This is a genomic window from Pseudomonas juntendi, from assembly GCF_021560075.1.
GTDB lineage: Bacteria > Pseudomonadota > Gammaproteobacteria > Pseudomonadales > Pseudomonadaceae > Aquipseudomonas > Aquipseudomonas juntendi.
The window spans coordinates 1,881,288-1,908,014 of the sequence record NZ_CP091088.1 but is presented as its reverse complement, the minus strand read 5'-3'; the positions used below and the strand labels follow the sequence as shown (position 1 = coordinate 1,908,014).

Sequence of the window (26,727 nt, the reverse complement as noted above, 5' to 3'; positions counted from 1 at the left end):
CCTGCCCGGGAACCGCGGCGCAGACGCTGTGCTGCACCGCGCCGCCTGCTCGGCGGGCAGGGTCGCGCACCCGCCCGGTGCCGTGGCATTTTTCAAACGATCCCTGCGCCCCTGCGAACCCGCCTTACAGCCGGGCCTCAAGCGGCTGCTGCAGCAACCCACGGGGTAACTGGAAGCCCTTGAACGGTTCCTGGGTAATGGGGTTGAACGCTTTTTCAGCGCTGAGCCGGTAGCGCATCACGCCATCACCGGTGCTGAAGCTCAGGTCCACGCTGGTTGCGGTTCGCCCATTGAGCGAACCGCGGCTGAGCAAGCGGAACATCGACCAGGGGCCGCGGTACTCCAGGCGGCTGCTACTGCCGTTCTGCCTGAGCAGGGTCAGGTGACTGCGCACGTGCCGGCCAAGCGTGTTCGGCCAGATGATGCCGGTGAGCTGCCGCGGGCCATGGGTGTAGGCAATCAGCTGGCCGTCAAGGTCCAGCAGGCTGGTGCGCTGGTTAGCGCTGAGCCCCAGCGGCTCGATGCTGAACTGCACGCTCAGGTTGCCACGCTGGTCGAAGAAGGTTTCGCGAATGCGGTTGGCCTGCGCCAACTGCTCGATCACATCGCTGCGGATCAGCGACTGCCCTTGCGGGCCGGCGCGCAGCGCCTCGAGGTTGTCGTACAGGAATGCCTTCAGGTATTGATCACTGAAGCGCTGCAACCGCCCCTGCGGCCCGAAGAACGCCTCGAAGTCATCCAGCGATGCATCCGGCGCCCTGGCCACGAAAGGGTAACGCCCGGCAAGGCGCTGCTGGAAGAAGCTGTAGACCTCGGTGTCCCAGCGCCGCTCCAGCTCGCGCAGGGCTTCGATGTGCAGCACTCGGGCGGTTTCATCGGCCACTTTCCTGGCGTGGTGATTGAGCGGTTCAGGCAAACCGGTGGCCACCCGTTGCAGAGTGCCGATCGGGTCCGGGCCGGTCATCGCAAAGCGCTGCTGCACCGCTTGCAGGACGGCCTTGCCCCGGTCTGGGCTGCCCTGCACGGCCTTGGCGTAATCGTGCACGGCCACCATGGCCGCCAGCACTTCATCGTAATAGCTTGGCTTGTCTTGCGTTGCATGCAGCATCCCGTTCAGCCCCGCAAAAGCCCGCTGGATGGCCCAGGCCTGCTGGCGCTCAAGCTCGCTGCCTTTGGGCATGAGCGTGTCGCTGGCGCTGCCCGTGTCGGGTGCCTCAGCCGATGACAGCGAAGTGTTTTCCTTCACCGTAGCCAGCAGCCGATGCCACGGCGCCGCGGGCCCGGTCAGCTGCTGCAGGACCATTACGCCGTGTTCAAGGTCGTGAAAATCCGCCACCGAAACGGCATTCAATGCACGCCGCCAGCTGTTTATGTAGTCGGCGCTGTACAGGTTGCGCAGACGCTCGCTCAACACCACCCGGTCAGCGTCCGAGTACTCCAGCTGGCTGCGCTCACCCAGCGCCCACTGGTCGATCATCGCCATGTCGGCGAAGCTTTGGCTGCGGGGCTCGAAGTACTCTTTGAAACCCTTGGCGGTGTGTATCGGCGCCAGTCGCACATCCTCGCCGCTGGCCCCAGCCGAGCGCTGGTACACCACGTCGAACGCGGGGCCGACCTGCTGACGCAAATCCAGGCCCGTGAGCAGGTGTTCCTGAGCCTGCTGCTTGAGCCCGGCATATACCCGCTCCGGTAACGGCACCTTGCGCAACGCCGCCTGCACCACGGCGATACGCTGGCGGTACTGCGGCAACTCGGTGTCGGCATAGGCCAAGGCGTACTTCAGGTGGCGCATGAGGTCGCGCTGCAGCTGCCCTTGGCCAGGAAACTGTTGCTGCCACTGGCGGGCCATCCATGTCTCGACCCACTCAGGCCGCCGATTCTGGCGGTCTTCCAGCATGCGGTAAACCCGCAGGGCAGCCATTTGCCGTTCACTGCCAGGCGTAGCGGCATCCATGGCGTCGATCACGCCACTGGCCAAGGCCGGCAGGAATCGCCTGGAGAGCAAGCTGAGGTAAGCCTCATCGACACGCGGGCCAATGATACGCCCCTGGTAGAGGCCTAGATCGGAAACACCCGGCCAGGCGGCGCGGTAGTCGCCAAATACTGAAACCGCATCGCGGATCTGGTCCAGCGGCTCCAGCAGGTTGCGCCCGGTTGGGTCCAGGCGCTGATCCACCTGGTGGTGGCTGTACTCCCGGCTTTTGGCGAGCACGTTGGCGGCCTTGGCGCCATTGATGTCGAAAAAGCGCTGCCAGCTGGCAATAGCGACACAGAAAGCCAGCATGCCTAAACCCGAGCCGACCCATAACAACCGGCGCTTGCTGCGCGCCACCTTGATGTTGTCTCCGGCAAGCCCCGCCTCCTTGTAGATGACACGCCGGAACGCATGCTGGATGAAGTAGGCAAACGCTTTGCCTTGCGCCTTGCCCTCCAGCAACGGAAGCGCTGTGTTGTAGGGCTGGGCTGACTCGCGCACGAAGGCGTTGAGCACGTCCCCTTGCTGAATGACCGAAGACCAGTACACCCCCCGCACCAGGGCGGGTGTGGTGTAACGGTCACTCGCCAGCGTTTCTTTCAGGAAACCCAGCAGTATCGGGCGCAAGCCGATCAACTGGGCATGCAACGAGAACAGCCGCGCGCGCTGCGGCGCACTGGCCAAGGTATCGAGTCGATCCACCACCTGCTCGAACAGCCGATTGAGCAACTGCTGGTAATGATCGCCATACTCCTGCAGCCAGGCATCGAAGGTGCCGACCGTATCCAGCTTGAAGGTGAAGCCCAGCATGTTTTCCCGCAGGTCGACGGGAAGGCCCCCATAGAGCTGGTCGAAGCCGTCCAGCAGGTCGAATTTGCTCAGTACCACATACAACGGCAGGCGCGAGCCCAACTGGCTGCTGACTTCGTACAGCCGCGTGCGCAGCCTGTGGGCCAAGGCAACACGCTGCTCGGGCGTACCCTGCAGTAACGCAGGCAGGTCCACGACCAGCACCATGCCATTGAGTGCCCGCTGGCTGCGATTGTGCACCAGCCAACCCAGCAGGTGCTGCCAGAGCCTGGCGGGGGCAGCCGGTGGCACCTGCGAGGCACCTGGCGCCCCGGCGAGCGAGCCTGCCGGCGAGTCCTGCCTGATAAAGGCCCCGGGCGGGTCGATGATCACCGCCTCGTTGCTGACCCACCAGCCTATCGGGAAGGCCAGCGCCTGCACCTGTGTACCCCGCGCCTGCACCTTGTCGATCCGGGTCAGGGAAAAGCTTTGCTCCGTACGGTCGATGAAACTGGACTTGCCCGCATGCTGGTCGCCTATCACCAGGTACCAGGGCAATCGGTACAGGGCACGCCGCCCTCCCGCACTGCCGAGCAATCGCGCCAGCCCTTGGTCCAAGGCGTTTTCCTGGGCCCGAAGCAACGGCAATACGCTGTCCAGCTCTGCGGCCGCCGCCTCGTTGCGCTCTGCCTGAAGGCGCACGTAGCGCCTGCGCAGCACCAACAGCCAGCACAGCAGCGGCACCAGCACGAGCACCAGGCTGGCCAGACTGCGGTGCGCGATGCTGGCAAGCGGATGCTGTTCACGCCATGCCCACTGTGGGCCTAGCCACCAGATGGCGACCAGCATCAGCACGCTGCCCAGCAGAAGCAGCACAGGCATGGCCAGGCCGACTCGAGTCGCCAGGGGCAAAAGCCAACGTTTCAATAGCGTCCATCGTTGATTCATGGCGGGTCCTAGTCCTTGTTCTGATCGGCCAACGCATCAGGCGCGGCATGCTGTTGCAGGCGTTTGAACACCTCCGGCTCCCAGGCACTGGCCATGGTTTGCTGCATGGTTCGGGCAACGCTGGCGCACAGGTCCTGGGCCAGCCACGAGACGCCGCGCGCGGCCAGCAGATCGGCCGCGATCACGGTGGTGTGGCAGCGCTCACGCGGCGCGCGAATATCTGCCTGCATGGCCTGGAGCCTGAGCAAAACCGGCTCTACCCCACCGCTTTCCAACTGGCTGACAAGTTCTTCGCGCAGGCCCACGAACTCTTGCGCCGTTTCAGCTTGCGGTTGCTGGCCTGCGCCTTTGAGCCAGGCCATGCACTGGTCGTCCAGAAACGCCGTGCCGTCGCTGAAGCACAACTGCTGCAGGGCGGGGATACGCTGGACGAACCGGGCAGTCGCTGCGCGGATGGCTTCGGCCACCTCAGGCATTGCCAACCGTGTGGCGGTGGTGGCCGCAAGCAAGCTGCCGCGCATCCAGAAGGGGCAAGCCGACACGCTTTTTTCGATCCGCTGCAGCAGCGCCGCGTCGAATACGCTGCCGGCAATGGCCTCTTCATAATCGCCGGCGATCTCCAGCGGCACCGCCATCAGCTCGGTGCGGTGACCTTGCCCCGCCTGAGGCGCGGCCTGGATGTGAGCCCACAAGCCGAAGCGACGCAACTGATACCCCGCTGGGTCGTAGGGGTCCTGCTGGTTGATCAGCTCAGCCATGCTCAGCACCGCCCTTCGTGATTCACGCTCGTTGCCTAGCGACACGCGGGGCATGGGTGTGGCGATGACTTCGGCCAGTGGCGCGGGCTTGATGACGGGCGCCGAAGCCCTGGCCGCAGCAGGCTCGCCTGCGCCACTCGCCCGTTCCGAGTGCTTGCGTAGCAGCCGCGCCATATCATCGAGCATGGCGTCGTCCAGCAGGGCCACGGCTTGCAGCTGTTGCAGCCGCAGCAGCGCCTGTTGCGCCCCGGCCGCATGCGCAGGGCTATAGGTGAAACGGTCCAGGCGCGGCAGGGCTTCGTTCAAGCGGTTGAGCACCAAGCCAACCAGCTTGCGCTTACCCAGGTAACCCTTGGGCCCTGGCTTGGGATAAGCCGTCTCCCAGTAGCGCTCGACCATGCCGGCCAGCAAGGTCAACGTGAGCGCCCAGCGTTCCCAACAAGCACTGCGAAGCCATGCGGCACTCAGGTGTGCCACGATGCGCAGATGCTTGCACTGTTGCTCCAGGTACTGGCGCGACGCTTCCTCGATGTACACCCAATCGATAGTGGCCTCCTGCAGGCCACCCAGCTTGACCATTTCCTGGTCGATGGCCTGGTAGGTCTCATCCTCCACATCGAACAGGCCGGCCGGTGCTTGCGCGTCGATGGCTGTGAGCAACCGGGCGATTTCCTGTGCATTGACCTCGGCTACCAGCGACATGCCTTGCGCACCTCGCCGATAAGCCGGTCAAGCCCCTGAGCGTCGAAGACCAACCCGCCAACGGCAGGGTTTTCGCTGTGCACCTGGATGCGCCGGGCCCCGATCAGCTGCCTGATCTGTTCGATTCCGGGCAGGCCGCGGCCGGCATCGAGCACCTGACCGTTCTCCGTCACCTGCCAGGGGGTTGCGGCGGTGGCGCCACGCTCCCCCTGCAAGCGCACCGTCAGCCGGCTGGCATCCACGGGGTGTGCGGCGATCAGTTGCAACCGCGAGATGTTCTGCAAACAGCTGATTACCAGGTAGGGGTGCGGTGCAGCCGAAGCGATTGCGGGTGCAGAAATCGTCAGCCCCTCGTCTTCACGCGTGAGCCGGAACGTCAAATCGTCGGGATTTCGGCCTGTTTCATAGGCCAGCACCCGACGCACCGTGGGTGAGTCCTGCTCCGGTGCCGACCACTGCGCGGCCACGCGGTGCACAGGTGTTCCGGCGGATTGATCGAAACAGGCCAGGCGCTCAACGTTGGATACGATGCGCGAGCAATTCTGATCGGCATGCACTGGCAGTGGCATGCAATTGATTATCAGAAAAAGACCTGCGCCAGAGGTATGTTTCGCCAGGCATCGCAATTAAATTCCCTCTCGATAGTACATATGCCCTGTACCAGCTCCGCTGATATTTAAACGCAATCACGAGCACTCTTACCCGCGAGTGGCAAGAGACTAGCTCATAAAAAATCGCAAATACAAACAAATATTTTTTTACACTTTGACCCTCGACTGAATAACAATTTCAGGCGCAAGGTTTTTACGCAAGAGGCAATGACTGCCCCGCTCTTGTTTATATCGTAATCAAGTCTGAAGGAAATTTCCTACAAACTAAATCAGAACTCGCGAACAACTATCAGGGACTTCCCACACAAACCAAGGAGAGATTCTGCGATGGCAAAGCCCACAGGATCGGTTGCACCCAAAGAACGAATCAACATCCGATACGTGCCCGCCACAGGTGATGAACAGGCCGAAGTAGAGCTGCCGCACAAGATGCTGGTGATGGGCGATTTCGGCCTGGATGACGCCCGCGCGCTGGAAGACCGAACGGTCATGCGCATCGATAAACACACCTTCAACAATGTGTTGAATGACGCCGACGTCAGACTGGCCATGTCGGTGCCCTCCATGCTCACCACGGCTGCCGACGCGGAGCTGGCGGTTCATCTGCAGTTCAGGTCGCTCAATGACTTCGCACCAGACGGTATCGCCCGCCAGGTACCGGAGCTGAGCAAGCTGCTGGAGCTTCGCGAAGCGCTGGTGGCGCTGAAAGGCCCACTGGGCAACGTGCCCGCGTTCCGCAAGCAACTGCAGCACCTGCTGAGCAACGAGCAGGCCCGCAAGCAACTCGCCGAAGAGTTGAACCTGGTGCTTGAGGCGCCAAAAGAAGACTGAGACAACGGAGCGTCCCATGGCAAAATCAACCAGCACTCCCCTCGCCGCTGAACGGTCGGGCGAAGCATTGAGCAACGCCACGTTGCTCGACCAGATCATGGCCGAAACCAAACTGGTGCCCGCACAAGAGGGCTATCAAGTTGCTCGCCAAGGTGTATCGGCCTTTATTGCCGAAATACTCAAAAGCAATGATCCAGATCAACTCATCAACAAACACCGCGTCGATCAGATGATTGCAGAGCTGGACCGGGTGCTCAGCCGGCAGATGGATACCATCCTCCATCAACCGGCATTCCAGGAACTTGAATCTTCATGGCGCAGCCTCAAACTGCTGGTCGACCGCACAGACTTCCGCGAGAACATCAAGCTTGAAGTATTGCATGTCAGCAAAGACGACCTGCTCGATGACTTTGAGAATGCGGCCGATATTACCTGCAGCGGTATGTACAAACACGTTTACACCGCAGGTTATGGGCAATTCGGTGGTGAGCCGGTAGCGGCCATGTTGGGCAACTACCACTTCGGCCCCGCTGCCACAGACATCAAACTGTTGAGTTACATGGCGTCTGTCGGTGCCATGGCGCACGCCCCCTTCCTTGCCGCCCCCGCACCCGATTTCTTCAATTTGAGCAGCTTTGAAGAGCTGCCCAACCTGAAGGAGATCAAAGACATCTTCGCAGGGCCACGGCATGCCAAGTGGCGCGCCTTCCGCGAAAGCGAAGACGCTCGACACGTTGCGCTGACCGGGCCACGTTTCATGCTCCGCTCGGCCTACCACCCTCAGGAACAGCCGATCAAAACCTTCAACTACGAGGAAAACATCGACGGGCGACACGACAACTACCTGTGGGGCAACTCCGCTTTCCTGCTGGCCAGCTGCATCAACGACAGCTTTGCCCGCTACCGGTGGTGCCCGAACATCATTGGCCCGCAGTCCGGTGGCGCCGTCGAGGACCTGCCCGTGCATCTGTATGAGGCGCTGGGGCAACTGCAAGCGAAAATTCCAACCGAGGTGCTGATATCCGACCGCAAGGAATTCGAGCTGGCCGAAGAAGGCTTCATCGCCTTGACCATGCGCAAGGACAGCGACAACGCCGCGTTCTTCTCGGCCAATTCGGTCCAGAAACCGAAGCAGTTCCCCAAGACGCCGGAAGGCCTGCAGGCCCAAACCAACTACAAGCTGGGCACGCAACTGCCCTACTTGTTCATCGTCAATCGCCTGGCCCATTACATCAAGGTGCTGCAGCGCGAGCAGATCGGCAGCTGGAAGGAACGCCGCGATCTTGAGTCCGAGCTGAACAAATGGATCAGGCAGTACGTCGCCGACCAGGAAAACCCTTCGGCCGATGTGCGCAGCCGTCGCCCATTGCGGGCCGCGAAGGTCGTGGTTTCGGACGTTGCCGGGGATCCGGGCTGGTACCAGGTCTCGCTCGCCGTGCGCCCGCACTTCAAATACATGGGCGCAAATTTCGAGATCTCGCTGGTTGGCCGGCTTGATACCGAATGAGTGGTTTTTTCAATCGCTTGGTGACGGACCCGTCTGTTACCCGCACGCCTTCCCGGCAAGAAAACGCTGCCGAAAAGATTGCCGCCATCAAGCGCCACGTGGAAACGCTACTCAATGCACGTCAGGGCTGCTCACAAAGCAGCCCTGAACTGGGCCTGCATGACTTCAACGGGCATGCCACAAGCAGTGGCGACCTGTTGAAGCAAGTGAGTGCCGACATACGCCGCACCATTCAGCGCTTCGAGCCGCGCGTGCACGTGCGCGCGCTCAAGGCCATGCCCGCGTGTCACGCCCCGCTGGAGCTGCATTTCAGGCTGGACTGCCAGGTGCAGGTCAACAACCACCACGAGCAGCTGCAACTGGAGCTGCTGGTCAACGGCCATAGCCGCCATACCCGAGTGAGGTGACCGATGTCACTCAAGGATCGATTCAGCGAAGAGTTGCGTTACCTGCATGAACTGGGCAACGACTTCGCTACCGACAACCCACAACTTGCCCGGCTGCTGGGCAAAGGTGGCAGCGACCCGGACGTCGAACGGCTGATGGAGGCTTTTGCCTTCCTCACCGCCAAGTTGCGCCTCAAGCTGGAGGATGACCTGCCAGAGCTGACGCACCCCATGCTGCAGTTGCTGTGGCCCAATTACTTGCGGCCCCTGCCAAGCGCCACGATCATCCAGTTCACGCCACTCAAGCAAGCGCTCAGCCAATCACACTGCATTCCCAAGGGCTCACCGTTGTTCTCCAGGCCCGTGGATGGCGTGCCTTGTGTATTTCGTACGTGCACGGCCGTGGACATCCACCCGTTCGAGATCCAATCGGTCAGCGCTACCCAGACGCTCGACAGTTCGGTAGCACGCATCGAACTGCGCACCCTGGTCGAGCGCCCCTTGAACACCCTCGGCTGCGACAGCCTGGATTTCCACTTGAGCGGTGATGACAAAACAGCCCGCACGCTCTACCTGTGGCTTGCTCAATACCTCAAGCATGTCGCGGTAACGATCGATGGCCAAGTGCACCGGTTGCCGGCCAGCAGCATCATCTTTCCGGGCTTCAGCGCGAACGAAGGGCTGCTGCCGTATCCGCAGAACGTCTTCGATGGCTATCGGATCCTGCAGGAATACTTCGTTTTCGCGAAGCGCTTCCACTTCTTCAGCGTTAGCGCACTGCAGAAAGTCTGGCCCGATCAAGCGACTCGGCAGGTGGGCATCGAACTTCACTTCACCCGCCAGCTCCCTGCCTCGGTGCGTATCGGCATGGCGGATTTGCGCCTGTTCTGCACGCCGGCGGTCAACCTGTTCAGCTACAGCGCCGAACCTATCGACCTCTCCAACCGGCAGGCCCCTGCCGAGCTGACCCCCAGAGGGAAAGAACGGCATGCGTATGAGATTTTCAGTGTCGACAAGGTGGTCAGCACCCGCACCACAACAGACGGCAGCACCGGCGAACACCTACGCACGTTCCGCCCGTTCGAATCGTTCGCCCATGAGATCGAGCATGCTCAAGGGCGCACGGCGTTGTACTACCGCTATACCCTCGAGGAGTCCTTGCGCGGCGAGGGCGTCACACATCGCATCGCCTTCGTGCGTGCCGATGCCAACGCTTACACCGGTGAGCTGGAAACGGCGTCCATCGACCTGACCTGCACCAACCGCGATCTGCCCCTGGCGCTGGGCGTTGACGACATCGATGTGATTTCCGAAGCCACGCCGGCGCTGACCACCTACACCAACATCTGCAAACCCACCCGCCCCTACCGACCAGTGCTGGATGGCCAGTTGCAGTGGGCGCTGGTTTCCAACATGTCGCTCAACTACCTGTCGCTGCTGTCTGCCGAGCCGCTGAAGGCGGTGATTCGTGCCTATGACTTCGTGGCCTTGCACGACCTGCAGCAGACACGCACGACCCACAAGCGCCTGGAAGGCATTCGCGATGTTCAGACCGAGCCTCTGGATTGGCTGATCAAGGGCCAGCCCATTCGCGGGCTACGCACACGGCTGAAGCTGGACCAGGCCGCCTTCCTGTGCGAAGGCGACCTGTACCTGTTCGGCTGCGTGCTGGCGCACTTCTTCGCCCTGTACGCCAGCATCAATTCCTTCCATCAACTGGAAGTGATCAACATCACCAACAACGAGCACTACACATGGCCCATCCAGACCGGCAAACAACCGCTGATCTAGCCGACAGGCTGCTCGCCGAGGCACACCAGTACAACTTCTACCAATTGCTGGAGCGCCTGCACGGCTTGCATGGGGATGACCTGGAACCGCGCTGGCCGGACCAGGCCACCCGGCTGCGCGTGCGGCTGGCCTGTGACCCACGGCTGACGTTTCCGGTTTCCGACGTGTACAAAGCCGAACGCATGCCCGGGGCAGAAGACCGCTACCGCGTGTGCGCCACCTTCATGGGCCTGCATGGCACTGACTCACCCTTGCCTGCCTACTACCTGGAGCAGGTGGCCTACGAGCATGCGCAGGGTATCGGTATGCGGCCGGCCTTTTTCGACTTCTTCAACCACTACCTGCTCAGCCTGCTGCACCGCGTGTGGCGCAAGTACCGCTACTACATTCGCTTCCAGCCAGGTGCCAGCGATGGCTTCTCCCAGTACATCTTTGCCCTGCTGGGGTTGAATGACAAACAACTGCGCGGCGACACGCCGTTGCCGTGGAGCCGACTGCTCAGCTTCGCCGGTGTCATCGCCAGCCGCAGCCGCGCACCGGGCACCGTCGCGGGCATCATCGCCCACTGCTTCGACCTGAAACAGGTGCACATCAGGGAGTTCGAGACCCGCTCGGTGCCTACGACAACCCGGCAACTGGTAAGCCTCGGCTGCAGCAACGGCGAGCTGGGCACTTCGTTCCTGGTCGGCAGCCGCACGCGAACGCGCAGCAGCAAGTTCACCATCGTGATCAGCGAGCTGGACCAAACCCAACTGCGTGGCTTGCTGCCCAGCGGCATCAACTTCAATCGCTTGCGCGCCTTGATCGACTTCCTGCTGCGCGATGGGTTGGCCTACGACCTGGAATTGCGGCTGCAGCATAACGCGCTGTCGCCCTTCTGCCTGCACCCGAGCCAGGGCGCCCACCTGGGCTGGACCAGCTTCACCGATGACCGCCATGGCCAGATCAGCCCCGTGGTGCGCTTTCGGGGGCGCTCATGAGCACATTGACCTTGAACATAACCAACCTCGACCAGTTGCAGCACAACGTCACGGCCCGGCACACATTCGATCGCGCAGGCGGCACCATCGGCAGCGTAGGGGCCGCGTGGCTGATCAATGACGGTGCACAGAGCGTGGCACCGATCCACTGCGAGATCCGCTGGCTGGAAGGTAGCTTCTGCGTCATCGACCGCTGCGGGCGCACCTACCTGAACGACAACCTGGGCAGCCTGGGCACGCGGTCAGCCAGGCGGCTGCTTGAGGGCGACCGGCTTCGGGTCGGCGCTTATCGGCTGTTGGTCCAGCTGTCGCCAGCGGATGCCCGTTCGCTGGAAGCGTTATTCAACCCCGACTCACGGGTGCTCGACCAATTCATCCTGGATGCACCTGCAGAGCGTTGGCCTGCCCAGCCCGCAACGGCCCCGGTCGCCGAGATTTGCTCGGTATTCGCCCAAGGTATGGGCAACGATCCCTTGGCAGCACTGGACGCGGTGACGCAAGCCACGGCGCAGGACCCGCTGGACCGCCTGGTTGCAGGAGAACACCCATGACGCGTCATTCACTGGTGGCCGGGCTTCTGGCAACCCTGATCGGGCTCTCGGGCTGCACCGCCCTGGGCAAAATGGGCCAAGTGGCGCTGAACCCTTCGATACCCGTCGGGCCGCCCAAGGATCACCCTACCGAAATTGCTTTCAGCATCAACGCCAGCCCCACACTCAACAGCAACCCCAGCAGTGTGGACGTGCTGGCCGAGCAAGAAAGCAGCCTGGCCCCCAGCCCCTACGCAGTCACTTTGAGCGCGGGCGACCCCTACGCCCTGGCCGAGAAGGTCGGCACCCTGTTCGAGTTTCTGCAGGAGCAGTACCCGGCCGCCTCGCCTGTCGAGTTACCAGAGGAGGAGGCCGATCTCCCGCTTCGCTCGCCCTTCGAGCACAGCACACCCGGCCGCTACGAAGACGCGAACATGGTGCTGAGCTTACCGCGCAGCACCACGCCGGCCACCGAAGCGGTGGCTACGCCCATGGCTATCAAGATCCTGCAACTGCGCGACGACTCATTGCTGCGCAACAGCCTTTATGAGCTGCTGGACAAAGACCCCGCCAAGGCGCTGCGCAGTACCTACATTCGCGATGACGATTACCTGCTGCACCCTGGGCAGTTCAAGTTCATTCCCTTTACCGCCATCGAGCCCGAGACCCGCTTCGTTGCCGTGATCGCCGATTACCGCAACCAGGACGATGCCACCTGGAACCAGGTACTGCGCATTCCACCGCGGGGCCACCAGATCATCCTGTCGGTGTTGCTCAATGACACGCAGGTTTTGCTCAAGGAGCAAGACTGATGGCGCCTGCAACCCTGCCCTTCTCGCTCACTCACGCTGACACGGAGCGCTCATGAGTTCACGTAATCCCGTCCTGTGGCCTGAAGGCCTGTTCGTCAAACCGCAGCATTTCCAGCAGGCTACCCGCGCCGCTGAAGCAGCCCAGCACCAACGTCTGGCCAGCCTGAACGCGGCCTTCTATGGCTTCAGCGAGCTGCAACTGAACGAGGAATACCTGAGCCTGGGCAAGGTCGCGATCACCCGCGCCCGCGGCATCATGCCGGACGGTACGGTGTTCGACATTCCGGCAGACCTGCCGCCGCCGCCGCCGCTGGAAATCGACGACGACGGCGCAAAGGACAGCGAGGTTTACCTGTGCCTGCCGCTGCGCACCGAGGGCGGTCGAGAGGTGAGTTGGCCCGACAACGCCGCCAATTTCCGCTACAGCGCTCAGCCCCAGGAAATCAAGGACACCCACAGCGCCGATGGCGACCTGGCCCAGGTCGATCTGGCAGTGCCCAACCTGCAACTCAAGCGCAAGGCTGACGACAGCAGCGCCTACACCCGCCTGGCACTGGCACGTATCCTGGAGCGGCGACCCGATGGCAGCCTGCAACTCGACGAAGGGTTCTACCCGACCAGCGTCTCGGTACGGGCTGTGCCCGCACTGCAGCGTTACCTCGAAGAAATCACCAACACCCTGCGCGAGCGCTCACGCAACCTGGCCAGCCGAATCGGTGCTGCTGGCCAATCCGGCATCGCCGATATCCGCGACTTCAACCTGTTGCAAGCCATGAACCGCTGGTGGCCGTGCTTCCAGCACTTGGCCAGGCAGGGGCAGACACACCCTGAGCAGCTGTACCTGCACATGAGCCAGGCGTGCGGCGAGTTCGTGACCTTCACCGACGAAAGCCGGCTGCCTGCCGAGTACCCCGCTTACCAGCACAGCGCATTGCGTGCGTCGTTCAAACCCCTGCAGGACACGTTGCGCCGCGCCCTGGGTACGGTCCTGCAGCCGCGGGCGGTCTCCCTACCGCTGAACGCGCTGGATTACGGGGTAATGACGACGACGCTCGAAGACCGCCGCCTGATCGATAACGCGGACTTCATCCTCGCCGTGGGTGCAGACATGCCGCCGCCGACCTTGCGCCAACTGTTCATGCAGAAGGCCAAGGTCACGTCCCTGGAAACCTTGAATGACCTGGTGCACAAGCAACTGCCCGGTATTGCGCTACAACCGCTGCCGGTGGCGCCGCGCGAGCTGCCCTTCCACGCGGGCTTCAGCTATTTCGGGCTCGACCGCCGCGACCCGGCCTGGGCCTGCATGAACACGGCCAACGGTTTCGGGATTCATATCGCCGGGGAATTCCCCGGGCTCGAGTTGCAGTTCTGGGCAATCAGGAGTGAGTGAAATGCACGCGAACGACCACCCGGGCGATGGCAGCGCACCTGCGAAAGTCGAGCAGCTGCGCTGGATGCTTGAAAACACTTCAGGCACAAAGGGGGCAGGATGCTCGACACCCACGCCAGAACCCGATCCGGCGGGTGAAGGCTACCCAGCCGATCCGGATTTCCAACTGCGGGGCGGCTACAGCAACGTGATGCTGGACGCCGCCGCCCCTTTGCTCGGCTTGGTCATGCGCATCCGCACGCTCGATACACTGCCCAACCTCGAACAGGTGCACCGGCAGGTGCGCAACCAGATCGAAAATATTCAGCAAGAGCTGCGTCAGCATGGCTACGAGGCCACCCAACTTCTGGCCTATTCCTATGGCCTGTGCCTGTTCATCGATGAAGCCGTGATGGAGAGGCCCTGGGGCCAAGCAAGCCTCTGGAGCCAGGAGCCCCTGCTCAGCATCTACCACAGCGAAACCTTTGGCGGCGAAAAGATCTTCACCGTGATCTCGCGCCTGATGCAAGAACCCCAGCGGTACCAGGACGTACTGGAGTTCATGTACTTCATCCTGTGCCTGGGCCTGAAGGGCAAGTATGCATTGGCACCAAAGGGCGAAGAAACAATGAAGACCCTCATTCACCAACTCCACGTAATCATCCGTGAGCTGCGTGGACCTACGCCGACAACGGTCTGCGACCCCTACACCAACGTCGCCCAGCGCAACTTCCGCATGAACCGGCAATGGCCCTGGTGGAGCCCCTTGGTGATTTCCGCCATTGCGATGGCTACAGCCTACGGCATCTACAGCTACCGCCTGCACCTGATCACCAATGAGGTGCTGCAGTCGCTCAACGGCATCTTGCAGCAGTAAACAGGCGGCACACCCGAATTCAACGAATTGACGGGGCATTTACCTCGTTGAAAAAGCCCATCGATTTCGATGGCCACGCTGCCCTTTGTGCACGTGCTTATCCACATGGACGCAGGAGAAACTGCCATGCCAACACCCGCTTACATCAAGATCGAGGGCCAGACCCAAGGCAACATCACCGCGGGCGCCTTCACCTCCGATTCGGTCGGCAACGTGTTTGTCGAAGGCCACGAAGACGAGATCCTGGTACAGGAAATCAAACACCGGGTAACCGTACCTACCGACCCGCAAAGCGGCCAGCCGGCCGGCCAACGCGTACACAAACCGTTCGCCTTCACCAGCTCACTGAACAAGGCGACACCGCTGATGTATCAGGCGCTGGCCAGCGGCGAAATGCTGCCGACCGTTGAAGTCAACTGGTATCGCACTTCCGTGGAGGGCAAGCAAGAGCACTTCTTCACCACCAAGCTGGAGGACGCCACCATCGTCGACATCAACACCACCCTGCCTCATGCACAAAACAAGGAGAACGCTGACTTCACCCAGTTGATCGAGGTGTCGATGTCATACCGCAAGATCTCCTGGACCCACGTCACCGCAGGCACCGAAGGCTCCGACGACTGGCGTAAACCGATCGTCTAACCCGGCTGAACACTCCTGGCAGGCATGCCCTGCCAGGGGTTTTTGAACTCTCAGACGGCGGAAGGATTTTTCATGGCCAGCCAATCTGATTTGCGGTACACCTTCGAGCCACTCGTTGGCAATGCCGAATTTGAAGTGGTGTCGTTCGAACTCAAGGAAGCGATCAGCACGCCCTTCACCCTCGAACTGGAATTGATCAGCTTCGAACCCGACATCGATTTCGGCCAACTGCTGGATAAACCCATCGTGTTCACGATCTGGGATGGCAAAGGTCCGGTGCGTTACGTGCACGGCCTGGTCAGCCGATTCAGCCAGGGCGAAAGCGGCTTCTACCGTACCTACTACAACGCATTGGTCGAACCCATCCTGGCCCGCGCCGGACTGCGCTCGAACTGGCGCATCTTTCAGCAAAAGACCGTCCCGCAGATTCTTGAGCTGATGCTCAAACGTCAAGGCATCGTTCAATACGAGCTTCGCGCGATCAGGGATCACCACGTGCGCGAGTTCTGCGTGCAAGCGGGCGAGACCGACCTTGCCTTCATCGCCCGCCTGGCGGCTGAAGAGGGCTTTGTCTATCGCTTCGAGCACAGTGAAACCCTGCATAAGCTGATCATCACGGACCAGCTGCTATCCCTCGGGCTGATCAGCCATGGGGCGCTCAAGACCGACAACGGTGACGAAGGGTTCTTCGACGGCGAAGACGTTATCGACCCCGACACCGTGCTGTATCAGTCCGACAGTGGCGGCGATCAGGCCAGGCCTTGCCTGCGGCGCTTTTGCTACAGCGAGCACGTCAGAACCTCGCGACAGGTACAGCGCGACTACACCTTCACCAACCCGGCGTATCGCCAGGAACACCGTGCTTCAGGCGCTTTCCTGGAACACCAGTCCAGCGACTACGAGCGCTTCGACTACCCTGGCCGCTACAAACGCGATGCCGTGGGCAAGCCGTTCACCGAAAACCGGATCACCGCCCTGCGCCATGATGTGCGCATCGCGCAGGTGCAGGGGGATGACGTCAGGCTGCAGCCTGGCCTGAGCTTCACACTCACAGGCCACCCTCGCGACGACCTAAATGTGCATTGGCGCGTGAACAGCGTGGCTCACAAGGGCAGCCAGTTCACCAGCCTCCAGGAAGAAGCAGCCGGCGTCAATCAAAGCACACGCTATGAGCAAACCGCCCAACTGGTACCCGGCAGAACCGAGTGGCGCCCCCCTCCGCTGGACAAGCCTCGAGTCGATGGCCCGCACATGGCAACCGTGGTCGGCCCTCCGGGCGAGGAGATCTATTGCGACGAATGGGGCCGGGTCAAGGTCAGCTTCCCCTGGGACCGGGAGAGCAACAACGACGAGTTCAGCTCCTGCTGGGTGCGGGTATCCCAAGGGTGGGCAGGTGGCAGTTGGGGAGCGATGGCCATCCCGCGCATCGGGCAGGACGTGGTCATCCAGTACGTCAACGGCGACCCCGACCAGCCGATGATCACCGGGCGCACCTATTGCGGTAACCAGCTGCCGCCCTACGACCTGCCCGACCATAAAACCCGCATGACCATCAAGAGCCAGACCCACAAGGGTGATGGCTTCAACGAACTGCGGTTCGAGGACGAGCTGGGTCGACAGGAAGTGTTTATCCATGCGGAGAAGGACCAGAACAACGTCGTCAAACACAACGAAACCACCTTCGTCGGCAATGACCGCAGAGAGCGGGTGGATCATAACGAAACCATCTCCATCGGTGCCAACAAGACCGAGACCATCGCATTGGCCAAGGGATTGACCATTGGCGCGGGCTACCAGGTCAGTGTCGGTGCGGCAATGAACACGACAGTTGGTCTTAGCCAAAGCGAGCAGGTGGGCATTCACAAGTCCGTGATCGTTGGCAACCGCTTCAACATCACAGCAGGCGACGAACTCAGCATCACGGTTGGTAAAGCGTCGTTGGTCATGAAGTCCGACGGAACCGTGCTGATCAACGGCAGCAACTTTGACTTCAGTGCCACAGGGCCTGTGCAAATCAACGGCAAGGATGTCGATCTTAACTGAAGGGGTAACCCAGGATGGAATTTCGCAACCTGACGCCGTTTGACGTCATGTGCTTCAGTGCGCTCGCACCTGACGGTCAAGAACATCCTGTTATCGCCATGAAAGTCGGATATCGGCTCGAGCCGCTTGAGGGCTGTCTTGGCAAACTCCGAGCCGTCGTCATTGATGACGAACCAGTGCAGCTTTGCACGGCCGATATCTATTATGCAGAGATCGGCAGCAGTTCCGTAGTCGAAGAGAGCGACTTGGCGCCATTCAAGCCACGCTGCGATGTCATCGTCGTCGGCCATGCGCACGCGCCGGCAGGACAACCTGCAACTTCGTGGGAAGCCAGTGTCCGTGTTACTTCGACCCGTCCCAAGCAAGTAATCCCTGATCCACCACCCCCGAAGCGCGCACCGAATGTTTACCTGACCGCCGATGAACTGCAGGCACACCAAGCAGAAGTACTAGAAGTTCGGCGTCGCAACAGGGAACAGCTCACGCCAATCGTGTTACTGGACAAGACGCTGCGCTTCACCGGTCCACGAAAATTTCATCACAACTTCTTCGGCTGGCATCTCACCGACCCAGAGCCTGTCACACGCGTTCCTCTGCGTTGGGAACATGCTTTTGGTGGCGCCAGCCAGTTCGCCAATCCCAGATATGGGCATAACCCCGATGCCCCCGAGTTCCTGCTCAACGAAGTGTGCTTCAGTAATCCGCTGGGCTGTGGCTGGCTGGAGTATCGCCATGAAAAGCTGCACTACGAGCAGAGCGGCGACAAGCTCGCCAGCCTGTCAGCGCCTCAGATCGAACATTTGGACGCCCCCATCGAGCGCCTGTTGCGCGCGCGGCATCCAGCTGGCCCGCTGAATGCCGCTGCTATGGCTGAGGTAGCTGCCTCCTATGGCTGCAGGCCAGCCGGCTTCGGCAGCGTTGGTCGCGCCTGGGCACCGCGCTTGGCACTTGCTGGCACTTATGACGAAAGTTGGGAAGACAATCACTGGCCGGGATTGCCACAGGACTTCGATTTCGGCTACTGGAACGGAGCCCCGGTTGACCAGCAAGTTGCTTTTCCTACACCAGATGCACGCGTTGCCCTGTTCAACTTGATTAATCCATCCCTGAGCCAGGATGGGCACTGTGAAGTCCAGCTTCCAGGCCACCGCCCCTTCGTGCTAATGCGCATGACCAACGGCGGAATACTGCCGCTGCCAATGCTCACCGACACATTGCGCATCGACACCGATGCCATGACTCTGTCGATGACGCACCGCATCAGCCTCTCCAATTCGCTTGATATCCGCGTGCTCGAGGCGCGTTTCGAAACCAATCCCGACGCTCCCATCATTCGGCGCGCCCCACACCGCGGCAGGGAGCACGTCTGATATGGCCGATACCGTAATGGCCCGGCAGCAGACTAAATGGACGGTCATCAGCATCGCGCCAGACGTTTGCAAAACACCGATGGGCAGCAGCGTTCCACCCGTGCCCTATCCGGTCACGGCAGAGCTGAATACCAGCACCGGTGTGGCGAAAAGCGTGCGCGCTAATGGCCATCCGGTGGTTGTCTACAAGCGCAGTTTCACTCCCAAGACCCTCGGTGACGCCGCTGGCCAAGCCAAAGGCGTCAAGAGCGGTACCGTCGAAGGCAAATGCCACCCGTTGGAGCACAGTAGTTCCGTGCGTGCGGAAGGGTGTCATCTGATTCGACATGGGGACCTGTTCTGGATGAATGGGAGTTGATGCCATGAATGTTCAACCAACTCAACTGGAAACGCTTGTCGTCCAGGTGCACGAAGTACAGTTACGGAAGCTAGCAAGCGGTCCCGACAGGATGTATGTGCAAACCGATGGCTCCGGAAATGTGCTGGTCGAGTTTGCCAGTGACACCGACGAATGGGGCAAATCCCTGACACTGAGTGAAGAGCAGTATGAGGCCCTCCGTCAGGAAGCGTTCCACAAGGAATTGGCTGACTTGAAGGACATCCCGACCTACACTCAACTCTATGCTTCATCAAAAAATAGCGGCTCGACTACCACGCCGAATGGCAACACATTGGGTAGAGTGAGCGGTGAAACGAGCGCCATCGGCGATGCTGCGGAGTACTCCAACCCCGAGATAGAAAGCGAAACACCGGCAGAATGCATCACAGGCGATGAAATACTGGATGGGCTTCAGCTAGGGTTAGATATCGTAGGTCTGATTCCAGTCGTTGGCGAAATAGCTGATGTCGCTAATGCGGGCATCAGCCTCGCACGTGGAGACTATGCGGGAGCAGCCCTGTCTCTGCTATCGGCAGTTCCTTTTGCTGGGTACCTTGGAACAGCAGGAAAAATAGGTAGACATGGCGCCAAGGCAGTGGCAGAGACATCCGTCAAGACATTCAAGGAAGTTGTTGAGCGAACAGCAACAGAAGCAGCGCAGAAGCGAGCTAAGGAAGCAGCAGCACGCAGACAAACGTCAGGCGGAAAGGTACGACCGAAGAAGCTACAAAAGAAAAAACCAGAGTGCTTCGACCCTCGACAGTCTGACGCCTACAAAAAAATGAGCGAGACAGAAAAAAAAGGCTATCTCAAAGACTATGCTCGCCAGCTCAAGCGGCAAGAGGATGCAATCAACAACATGTCGGCCAAAGAATTCTCTGGAGCAAGGAGAATGTTCGACGAAACCAAGCGGAAAACTGGAGATTCCGGCCGAAATCCTCTGGCAGAAAAAGCGCAGCGTGACTACCGGCGTGACAGGCGTAAAGAAATAGAGAAAAGCCTATACGAAAGCAAAAGAAACAAGGGCGTAGCCCCTAAAGTTGCGAAAGCCGAGGCCAAAGCAGAGAGCGGCGCAATCATGGAAAAACTAACAGCGCTCCACGAGCCTGATATGATCGCGGGAGGCTGGGCCAAACCCGACCCTACCGGATTAGGAGACAAACGTGTAAACAGCGCTATTGGTGGAAGCTGGCGACATAAGGAGAGAATTGAGACCCTCGAACGCGCAGCAGAAAGAGCCATTAAGCGGGGCGATGGTAAAGACATGATGAATGTAGAACTAACCATTTGCCCTCCAGATAAAAAGAGGAAATAACTAATGCGTGATTTAGATTTCGCTGAATTCATAGAGTGTTTTGGAGAAGCGACTCAGCGAACCTGCGTACCAGAAGCTAGCCTTGACAAATGGAAGAGCATACTTCCACCTGCATTAATCCAATACTGGAAAGATGAAGGATGGGCAGGATATGCAAATGGACTTTTTTGGACCGTCAACCCCGATAATTACGAGCACATTAAAAACGCCTGGCTCAAGGATACACCGATAGAATCCCTCGATAAATTTCATGTCATTGCTAGAAGCGCATTTGGAAACCTTTACTTATGCGGCGAAAAAACCGGACACAGCGCCTCAATCATCTGCAACCACAATGAAATACTCGCATTAAAAAATCGACTGAAAGCTAAAGAGCTAGCAGCTCAAAACCTCACGATCCAATCGCTATTCGGCACTAGCGAACCAGAAGACTATGATAATACAGACTCAAACGGCAAGCCATTATTCGAGCGTGCAATCAAGAAATACGGCCCGCTCGCTCCAGATGAGATTTATGGCTTCGAACCTGCTTTAGTGGCCGGAGGAAAACCCACCCTGCAAAATCTAAGTAGATTAAAGCTCGATCCTCACCTGCTAATCCTACGTAATTTCGACACACCGAGACTACCCTTCTCCAATACAGACTTGGACAAGCTGATTAAATAGCCCACTTTACTCAGAAAATATATTTATGTGAAACCACCCGAAATCACTCAGTGGCATCATAAGATTTCAGACCGTGCAAATGACAGCAACATCAGCACAGGGGATTACCACCTGTGCTGAATCAAACCCACATACTGCCAACGAAACAGATCCGCCCCATCACCGATGACCAAGACTTATTAAACTCAGTTTATATAAAGCGCGACAGCGGAAAGAGAGCTGAGAGTCAATTTCGATGGACTGACTCACTAGGCCATCGAAGCAGAACTCCACGATTCCTGTAGTAAAATTGGTCCATGCGACTCTCCGGCAGTGAAAGTATAGTCGCATTCTTATTTTATTCCTGTATGGGGATGCCAACCCTGGCCAGAACTCGCCACCTGCCACGTCGAGAAGCCTCATACAGAGATGCCATGCTCTGTGCCGCAGGCATCCGTCCGCCTGCACTGATCGCAGCCGGAGCAACATGTTCGTAGTCAAGCCGTCTTTCAATGCCCCTCTTAGCAACTGCTCCCACAAAGCTCCTCCACGCGGTTGCCATCTTCTCCTATGGCACCCCCTTACTGGAGGTGAGCGATGAACTTGCGCCACTTAAAGTGCTTCCTCGCCGTCGCCGAAGAACGCCATTTCACTCGCACCCCGAGCGTTTGCACATCGCACAATCCCCGCTCTCTCGCACCATTCGCGACCTGGAACACGATCTGGGGGTCGCATTGTTCGAACGCGTCGCCGGTACCGGGACGAATCTGACTCCAGCAGGCCAGGCGCTTGCTGAATCTGCCCCGCGGATTTTCAGCCTGGTCGATCAGGCGCGCAGTGCCACTTTGGCAGCCGCTGCCGGTTCACTCGCAACAATGTGCGTCGCACTGTCGGACGGCATTCTGCCCAAACGTCTGGCGGCGCTGCTGGCCAGCAGCCGTGAGGAAAGAGCCCGACTCAACCTACAGTTATTCGACGTGCCGCTGGCCGAACAACTCAACGGCCTACAGCACAACCTGTTTGATGTCGGTTTTGCCTGCGCTCCCGGCAAACCCCACGGCCTGTCCAGCGAAACGCTGTGGCAGACTGAACTGGTCGTCCCCCTCCCACTTCGTCATCCGCTGCTGGTCCACAAGCACGTCCCCTTGACCGAACTGGCAGCGTGCCCGCTGGCCCTGTTCTATCCCGACCTACAAAGCGGGCTGCATCAGCAGGTTTCATCGCTACTGGCCGGGGAGGCACATCACTCACCGTGGCGGCCCAGGCTAGCAGCCAGGAGATGTTGATTTCTTTGGTGGCCGGTGGATATGCCGTGGGACTGAGCTGTACGGCCCAATTGAAGGCGCACGACATCGAAGACATCGTGCTGCGGCCTCTGGCCGGTGAGGCGGTTCACGTATCGACACATCTGCTCTAGGCCACGTACGAACCTGGCACGCCCTTGGCGCGCTTTATCCATCGAGCCTTGCGGATAGCGGCTACCCCGCACTGATGCCAGAAGACACCGGCTAAGTTGTAGGGGATCTCTGCTTAACGTCTTGTGAGCGCGGCGCGGTCATCTATCCGGTGAGAGCGTGTTCCGCATTGTTTGCTGCGCGATGGCTGCGGCAGGCGCTGAATGCGGGCACATCCTCATCGATGTCAACGGACGTCCAGGAGAGTCAAAGCTGACCCAGCCCATCCAAGCCTCGGTGCTCGACACCGAACACCGCATCCTCCGCCGCCCCGACGTGAAGCGTAAGGCCGGCTTCAAGCGTGCACATCTACGCACTGATCGCCCAGGGCAAGTTCCCCAAGCCCATCAAGCTTGGCATCCGTGCGGTCGGCTGGGATTCCCTAAAGGTCGAGCGCTGGCTAATCGACCGCGTTTCGCCACGCGGCTGAGGCAACTGATCTGCCGCACCACCATCGAGGGCCTGGACCTGGTGGTGTCGAATGACGTGCAAGGCCAGTTGAACACCCTACTTTTGCATGCACCGGATGGCCGCCTGCGGCTGCGTAACCTGCGGTCACTGGTCCGGCCACACTACCACCTGTTGTTATCGATACACAGGGCGCACGCAACGTACTGCTGGAGATGGCGATTCTGGCGTCCGACCTGGTGCTGTCGCCGGTCACGCCGGAGATCTTCGCGGCCCACGGACTGAGCCGGGGCACCCTGCAGTGCTCAGGAACCTGGCGTCCATTAAGGCACGCGCTATGAGCAAACCGCCCAACTTGTTCCCGCCAAAACCGAGTGGTGCCCCCCTCCGCTCGAAAAGCCCCGTGTGGACGGCCCGCACATGGCGACCGTCGCCGGGCCGCCTGGTGAGGAGATCTATTGCGATGAATGGGGCCGGGTCATGGTCAGCTTCCCCTAGGACCGGGAAAGCAACAAACAACAAACTCAGCTCTTGCTGGGTGCGGATATCCCAGGGTTGGGCCGGTGGCAATTGGGGAGCGGTGGCCATCCCGCGTATCGGCCAGGACGTAATCCAGTTCCAGGCAGAAGGGCATAGTCAGCGACCAACGACGCATAAGGCAGGCGCTCAGGTACGTAGTGTAGCCGCATAGAGCTCCTGGCCGTTGACCTTGGCGGCCTTGGGCGCAGCGATGAACAGCCGTGCCCTGCGCCCGATGACAAATGGCTCGATCGCACGCTCCGCACCGTTGTACAGCCAGCGTTTCAATTGGCCCAGAATCATTGGCGCGTGAGCCGTGTCTTCCACAAAGGCAGCCAGTTCACCCGCTTGCAGGAGGAAGCCGCTGGCACCGATCAAAACACTCCGAGGCAAAAACCGCCTCTACGCGATCTCAGCGTTATGTGCCCTGTTCAACAGTCTAGCGCTTTGCTTGATCGCGGCGGTGGCGCTACAGTTGACCAATTGAGTAGGATTTAACGCTCATACTCGTTTTACGGTTAGTTTCGTCCTGGATACGACACCTCCAGATCACGTCGGGGCTGCCTTGAACGGAGGTGCGATGATTAACCGAACAGCGGCGGACTGGCAGCGCCTGCAAGACCTGCCAGCGCTGCTCGAGCAGCTGCCTACCCTCGCTGCAGAACTGGCGTTCCCCTTCTACAGCTTTACCTACAGCAGCCAGAACCATCAGCTCAGCGCAGGCAACCTTCCGCCACAGGGCACGCAATTGGTCCAGGCAGCACTGGACTTGCGGCCAGACACTCGCCACTACTCGAACATGCCCGTGATGTGGAGCGAAAACGCATTCCAGTCTGCCGCCGGCTCATGGGCGACGGCCTATGCTCTGGGCCTGCGTTACGGCTGGATCCAGCCGCTGCACGACGGCAGCGGCCGCAGCAGCCTGACGCTGCTGCGCCCTCATGTCAGGCTGTCGATCACCGAGCATTACGAAAAAGCCGCGTGGGTCATGTGGCTGGGTGAGCGCCTGCACCTGGCAGCCGCCCGGGAGGCAGGCCTGGCTGAACGCGAACATGGGCCGGCCTTTAACCCAGCTCAACGAAATCGCTGTAATTGAAAATGTACTTGGAATTTCGTGGCTGACAGAAACGAAAAAAGACGCCGAAGCGTCTATTTTCGATGATTTACAGACCTCAATTGAAACCTGTAAATCCATATTTGGAGCGGGAAACGAGACATTTACTAGGCGCGTAAGTCGTTGTTTCCCGAACACTTTCTTCGCCGAGGTAGCCAGCGAAGACCTAGATTATAGCCTAGTTTTTCGCCTCCGCCAACAAGATCGTCCAAAGAGTTCCACTGGCGTCCATAGACCCGCACTCTGCACACCGGACCCACACTCGTCACAACGTCGTCAGCGACGGTCTCGAACTGGCCCGCCTGCGCCCCTGCTCTCGGTGCCCGCACCTCTACCGCGATGACGTCCAGGCCGCCCCTCTCGGTGCTGGCTCAGTTCGGATGCCAGCATACGAGCCGTATGCACCGCGCATTGCGTAGCTCGGCCGCGCAAATCATGCAGGAAGAACGCGCACCCTAGCCGTGGCGCGTCAGCGCGCGATTCTTTGTCGCTATATCAGGATGCTGGGCAAGCATGACAGGCTGGGCGTTCACCGCGTCCTTGTGGACGCCGGGCAGCGATTACGAGCCCTTCGCGCCTCGTGAAACCGCTGGCATATCAGGCCATACCCAAACGGTTTTGCGAAGATCGCCGCTACTTATGACGCTGCTACTGTGCGCGTCACTTTCGAGTCTGCCAGCGGAGGCTCGACCATCTTGCGACTCACTGAATTCTTGCACATCGAGCACACGACGGCTACCTGCAACACAAGCCGGTGAGAAGTACTCAGGCCCCATGACGAAGCGGACCTCGGGGCCCGCTTCATGCACAGACAACACGCCAACCTTCCGGCTGGCGCCAAAGGAGTCGGCCATGTAGTTCTCCTGGAAGGAGATGGGAGCATGAACAACAATGCACCAACATCAAAGGTGTTCTACCGCCCGATCGAAGCCTCCATACGCTGGGCCGGGCTGCTGCGGTTCGAGCAAGTCATCCTGGCCTCGATTTCGTCGCCGAGAGACCTGCCACTGTCGCTGGACTGCCCGCGCTGGGGCGAACTGAGGCTGTACACCGACCGCATCTACGACGGCATCCTCAATGGAGAACTGCCCTTCGGGCAGAACGGCATCACGACACGCGATACCGCACTGATCGACGCCCCTGATCTGACGGTGCGCCACGTCGATCTGAAGCGCTGGATGCACGAGCACTATCCCGAGCAGCGGCCCGGCTTTCTCTTCTCCCGCAGCGAGCGCATCGCCCATCCCTTCATCTCGTTGGAGACTGGCCAAGCCATGCTAGTCGAGCGCTTGGCCCTCAAATCCGCCCTGGAGCAGTGCAAGCATCAACTGCGCGAACTGCAAGACAAGCACGACGCGCTACTCAAGCAGTCCACGGTGATTCCTGCATGCGCCCAGTGCCCGATCAGCGACCGTGCCGAGGCCACCTACCTGCACATCATCGGCACGATGCTGGAACTGATGCTCGGTCAATCCCCGTCGGGCACACCGTACTCCAGCTTCAACAGCCAGGAAGCCATCGCTACCGCGATGATCGCGCATCACGGCGAACTCATGGGCATTACCGATCGCACGCTACAAGCCAAGTTTGCGCAGGCCCGCCGCAAGCTACGGTCCGCCGTCTCCTGATATTTGCAAGCCCGTATCTGCGGTCGCGGAAACCGCATTTACGGTGGTCTGGGACAGAAGCCGACATTTGAATAGGTGTCACGCCAACAAACGCCACTGAGCGTTCAGGAGTGACCGCCATGTCGCAAGCACCTGTACTGCCGCCCAACGAGCGCCGCATCCTGCGCCTGGAAGAAGTCGAAGCGAAGTCCGGCTTCAAGCGCGCCCACCTCTACAACCTGATGCGCGCCGGCAAGTTTCCCAAAGCGTTGCGCCTGGGCGTGCGCGCCGTCGGCTGGGATTCCATCGAAATCGATCAGTGGATCGCCGAGCGCGTCAACAACCGGGCCTGACCCGTTCTCCCG

The 26,727-nt window shown here is 60.1% G+C and carries 22 protein-coding genes and 5 pseudogenes; 23 read left to right on the top strand and 4 right to left on the bottom strand.

Annotated elements, in window-relative coordinates; translation table 11 throughout:
* Positions 1-124: 124 nt before the first annotated feature.
* The 3 genes from tssM to vasI are packed head-to-tail and all read right to left on the bottom strand — an operon-like array spanning position 125 to position 5,729.
* The gene (gene tssM, locus L1P09_RS08875; protein WP_235768726.1) at positions 125-3,712 is read right to left on the bottom strand and encodes a type VI secretion system membrane subunit TssM; all 3,588 of its coding nucleotides are present in this window, start codon (positions 3,710-3,712) and stop codon (positions 125-127) included.
* Positions 3,713-3,720: 8 nt separating this feature from the next.
* A complete protein-coding gene (gene tssA / locus L1P09_RS08870) occupies positions 3,721-5,172 on the bottom strand; it encodes a type VI secretion system protein TssA (RefSeq protein WP_192439840.1) in 1,452 nt (483 codons plus the stop codon).
* Positions 5,160-5,729, bottom strand: a complete 570-nt coding sequence (gene vasI / locus L1P09_RS08865; protein ID WP_225624668.1) for a type VI secretion system-associated protein VasI — start codon at positions 5,727-5,729, stop codon at positions 5,160-5,162. The genes tssA and vasI overlap by 13 nt, the downstream gene beginning before the upstream one ends.
* A 381-nt stretch (positions 5,730-6,110) precedes the next feature.
* On the opposite strand from vasI, the gene tssB reads away from it, so the two are divergent.
* From tssB to L1P09_RS08765, 20 genes and pseudogenes are all read left to right on the top strand, one after another.
* Positions 6,111-6,614, top strand: a complete 504-nt coding sequence (gene tssB, locus L1P09_RS08860; protein ID WP_009686347.1) for a type VI secretion system contractile sheath small subunit — start codon at positions 6,111-6,113, stop codon at positions 6,612-6,614.
* A gap of 16 nt (positions 6,615-6,630) precedes the next feature.
* Positions 6,631-8,121 carry a type VI secretion system contractile sheath large subunit gene (tssC, locus tag L1P09_RS08855; protein ID WP_054905709.1) on the top strand — a complete coding sequence of 497 codons (1,491 nt, stop codon included), beginning with the start codon at positions 6,631-6,633 and terminating at the stop codon, positions 8,119-8,121.
* Positions 8,118-8,528 (top strand): type VI secretion system baseplate subunit TssE, encoded by a 411-nt coding sequence (gene tssE, locus L1P09_RS08850; protein WP_054905710.1) that lies wholly within the window; start codon positions 8,118-8,120, stop codon positions 8,526-8,528. The genes tssC and tssE overlap by 4 nt, the downstream gene beginning before the upstream one ends.
* A 3-nt stretch (positions 8,529-8,531) precedes the next feature.
* On the top strand, positions 8,532-10,298 hold the full coding sequence (tssF, locus tag L1P09_RS08845) for a type VI secretion system baseplate subunit TssF (RefSeq protein ID WP_054905711.1): 1,767 nt from the start codon (positions 8,532-8,534) through the stop codon (positions 10,296-10,298).
* A complete protein-coding gene (gene tssG, locus L1P09_RS08840; RefSeq protein WP_235768725.1) occupies positions 10,262-11,278 on the top strand; it encodes a type VI secretion system baseplate subunit TssG in 1,017 nt (338 codons plus the stop codon). Before tssF ends, tssG begins: the two co-directional genes overlap by 37 nt.
* Complete coding sequence (locus L1P09_RS08835; protein ID WP_054905713.1) at positions 11,275-11,829, top strand: FHA domain-containing protein; 555 nt, start codon at positions 11,275-11,277, stop codon at positions 11,827-11,829. Before tssG ends, L1P09_RS08835 begins: the two co-directional genes overlap by 4 nt.
* Positions 11,826-12,620 carry a type VI secretion system lipoprotein TssJ gene (tssJ, locus tag L1P09_RS08830; protein ID WP_054905714.1) on the top strand — a complete coding sequence of 265 codons (795 nt, stop codon included), beginning with the start codon at positions 11,826-11,828 and terminating at the stop codon, positions 12,618-12,620. Before L1P09_RS08835 ends, tssJ begins: the two co-directional genes overlap by 4 nt.
* Positions 12,621-12,672: 52 nt before the next feature.
* Positions 12,673-14,010, top strand: a complete 1,338-nt coding sequence (tssK, locus tag L1P09_RS08825) for a type VI secretion system baseplate subunit TssK (protein WP_192439839.1) — start codon at positions 12,673-12,675, stop codon at positions 14,008-14,010.
* 64 nt (positions 14,011-14,074) lie between these two features.
* Positions 14,075-14,866, top strand: a complete 792-nt coding sequence (icmH, locus tag L1P09_RS08820; protein WP_235768952.1) for a type IVB secretion system protein IcmH/DotU — start codon at positions 14,075-14,077, stop codon at positions 14,864-14,866.
* 126 nt (positions 14,867-14,992) lie between these two features.
* Positions 14,993-15,508 carry an Hcp family type VI secretion system effector gene (locus tag L1P09_RS08815; protein ID WP_054905717.1) on the top strand — a complete coding sequence of 172 codons (516 nt, stop codon included), beginning with the start codon at positions 14,993-14,995 and terminating at the stop codon, positions 15,506-15,508.
* Positions 15,509-15,580: 72 nt separating this feature from the next.
* Positions 15,581-17,551: a type VI secretion system Vgr family protein gene (locus tag L1P09_RS08810; protein ID WP_235768724.1), complete on the top strand. Its 1,971-nt coding sequence runs from the start codon at positions 15,581-15,583 to the stop codon at positions 17,549-17,551.
* A 14-nt stretch (positions 17,552-17,565) separates the two neighbouring features.
* Positions 17,566-18,921, top strand: coding sequence for a DUF2169 family type VI secretion system accessory protein (locus L1P09_RS08805; protein ID WP_054906279.1), 1,356 nt, complete (start codon positions 17,566-17,568; stop codon positions 18,919-18,921).
* A gap of 1 nt (position 18,922) precedes the next feature.
* Positions 18,923-19,279 (top strand): DUF4150 domain-containing protein, encoded by a 357-nt coding sequence (locus L1P09_RS08800; RefSeq protein WP_235768723.1) that lies wholly within the window; start codon positions 18,923-18,925, stop codon positions 19,277-19,279.
* Positions 19,280-19,283: 4 nt separating this feature from the next.
* A complete protein-coding gene (locus L1P09_RS08795) occupies positions 19,284-20,615 on the top strand; it encodes a polymorphic toxin type 15 domain-containing protein (RefSeq protein ID WP_192439836.1) in 1,332 nt (443 codons plus the stop codon).
* Between the two features lie 3 nt (positions 20,616-20,618).
* Positions 20,619-21,281: a GAD-like domain-containing protein gene (locus L1P09_RS08790; protein WP_192439835.1), complete on the top strand. Its 663-nt coding sequence runs from the start codon at positions 20,619-20,621 to the stop codon at positions 21,279-21,281.
* A 491-nt stretch (positions 21,282-21,772) separates the two neighbouring features.
* A pseudogene (locus L1P09_RS26315) lies at positions 21,773-21,988 on the top strand (helix-turn-helix domain-containing protein); the annotation flags it as partial.
* Positions 21,989-21,994: 6 nt separating this feature from the next.
* Positions 21,995-22,546 (top strand): LysR substrate-binding domain-containing protein, encoded by a 552-nt coding sequence (locus L1P09_RS08780; RefSeq protein WP_280091267.1) that lies wholly within the window; start codon positions 21,995-21,997, stop codon positions 22,544-22,546.
* A gap of 381 nt (positions 22,547-22,927) precedes the next feature.
* A pseudogene (locus L1P09_RS08775) lies at positions 22,928-23,144 on the top strand (AlpA family phage regulatory protein).
* Positions 23,141-23,454: pseudogene (locus L1P09_RS08770) on the top strand (ParA family protein); the annotation flags it as partial. The pseudogenes L1P09_RS08775 and L1P09_RS08770, both read left to right, overlap by 4 nt.
* Positions 23,450-23,768, top strand: a pseudogene (locus L1P09_RS08765) (phage baseplate assembly protein V); the annotation flags it as partial. The pseudogenes L1P09_RS08770 and L1P09_RS08765, both read left to right, overlap by 5 nt.
* Here the strand turns inward: L1P09_RS08765 and L1P09_RS08760 are convergent.
* Positions 23,743-23,911 (bottom strand): annotated as a pseudogene (locus L1P09_RS08760) (IS66 family transposase); the annotation flags it as partial. The pseudogenes L1P09_RS08765 and L1P09_RS08760 overlap by 26 nt on opposite strands.
* Positions 23,912-24,221: 310 nt before the next feature.
* Between L1P09_RS08760 and L1P09_RS08755 the strand changes: the two are divergent.
* The 3 genes from L1P09_RS08755 (at position 24,222) to L1P09_RS08745 (ending at position 26,715) form a co-directional block, all read left to right on the top strand.
* Positions 24,222-24,737: an autoinducer binding domain-containing protein gene (locus L1P09_RS08755; protein ID WP_054904193.1), complete on the top strand. Its 516-nt coding sequence runs from the start codon at positions 24,222-24,224 to the stop codon at positions 24,735-24,737.
* Between the two features lie 899 nt (positions 24,738-25,636).
* Positions 25,637-26,383, top strand: a complete 747-nt coding sequence (locus L1P09_RS08750) for a hypothetical protein (RefSeq protein WP_021264257.1) — start codon at positions 25,637-25,639, stop codon at positions 26,381-26,383.
* Positions 26,384-26,502: 119 nt separating this feature from the next.
* Positions 26,503-26,715 carry an AlpA family transcriptional regulator gene (locus tag L1P09_RS08745; protein WP_021264256.1) on the top strand — a complete coding sequence of 71 codons (213 nt, stop codon included), beginning with the start codon at positions 26,503-26,505 and terminating at the stop codon, positions 26,713-26,715.
* Positions 26,716-26,727 lie beyond the last annotated feature (12 nt).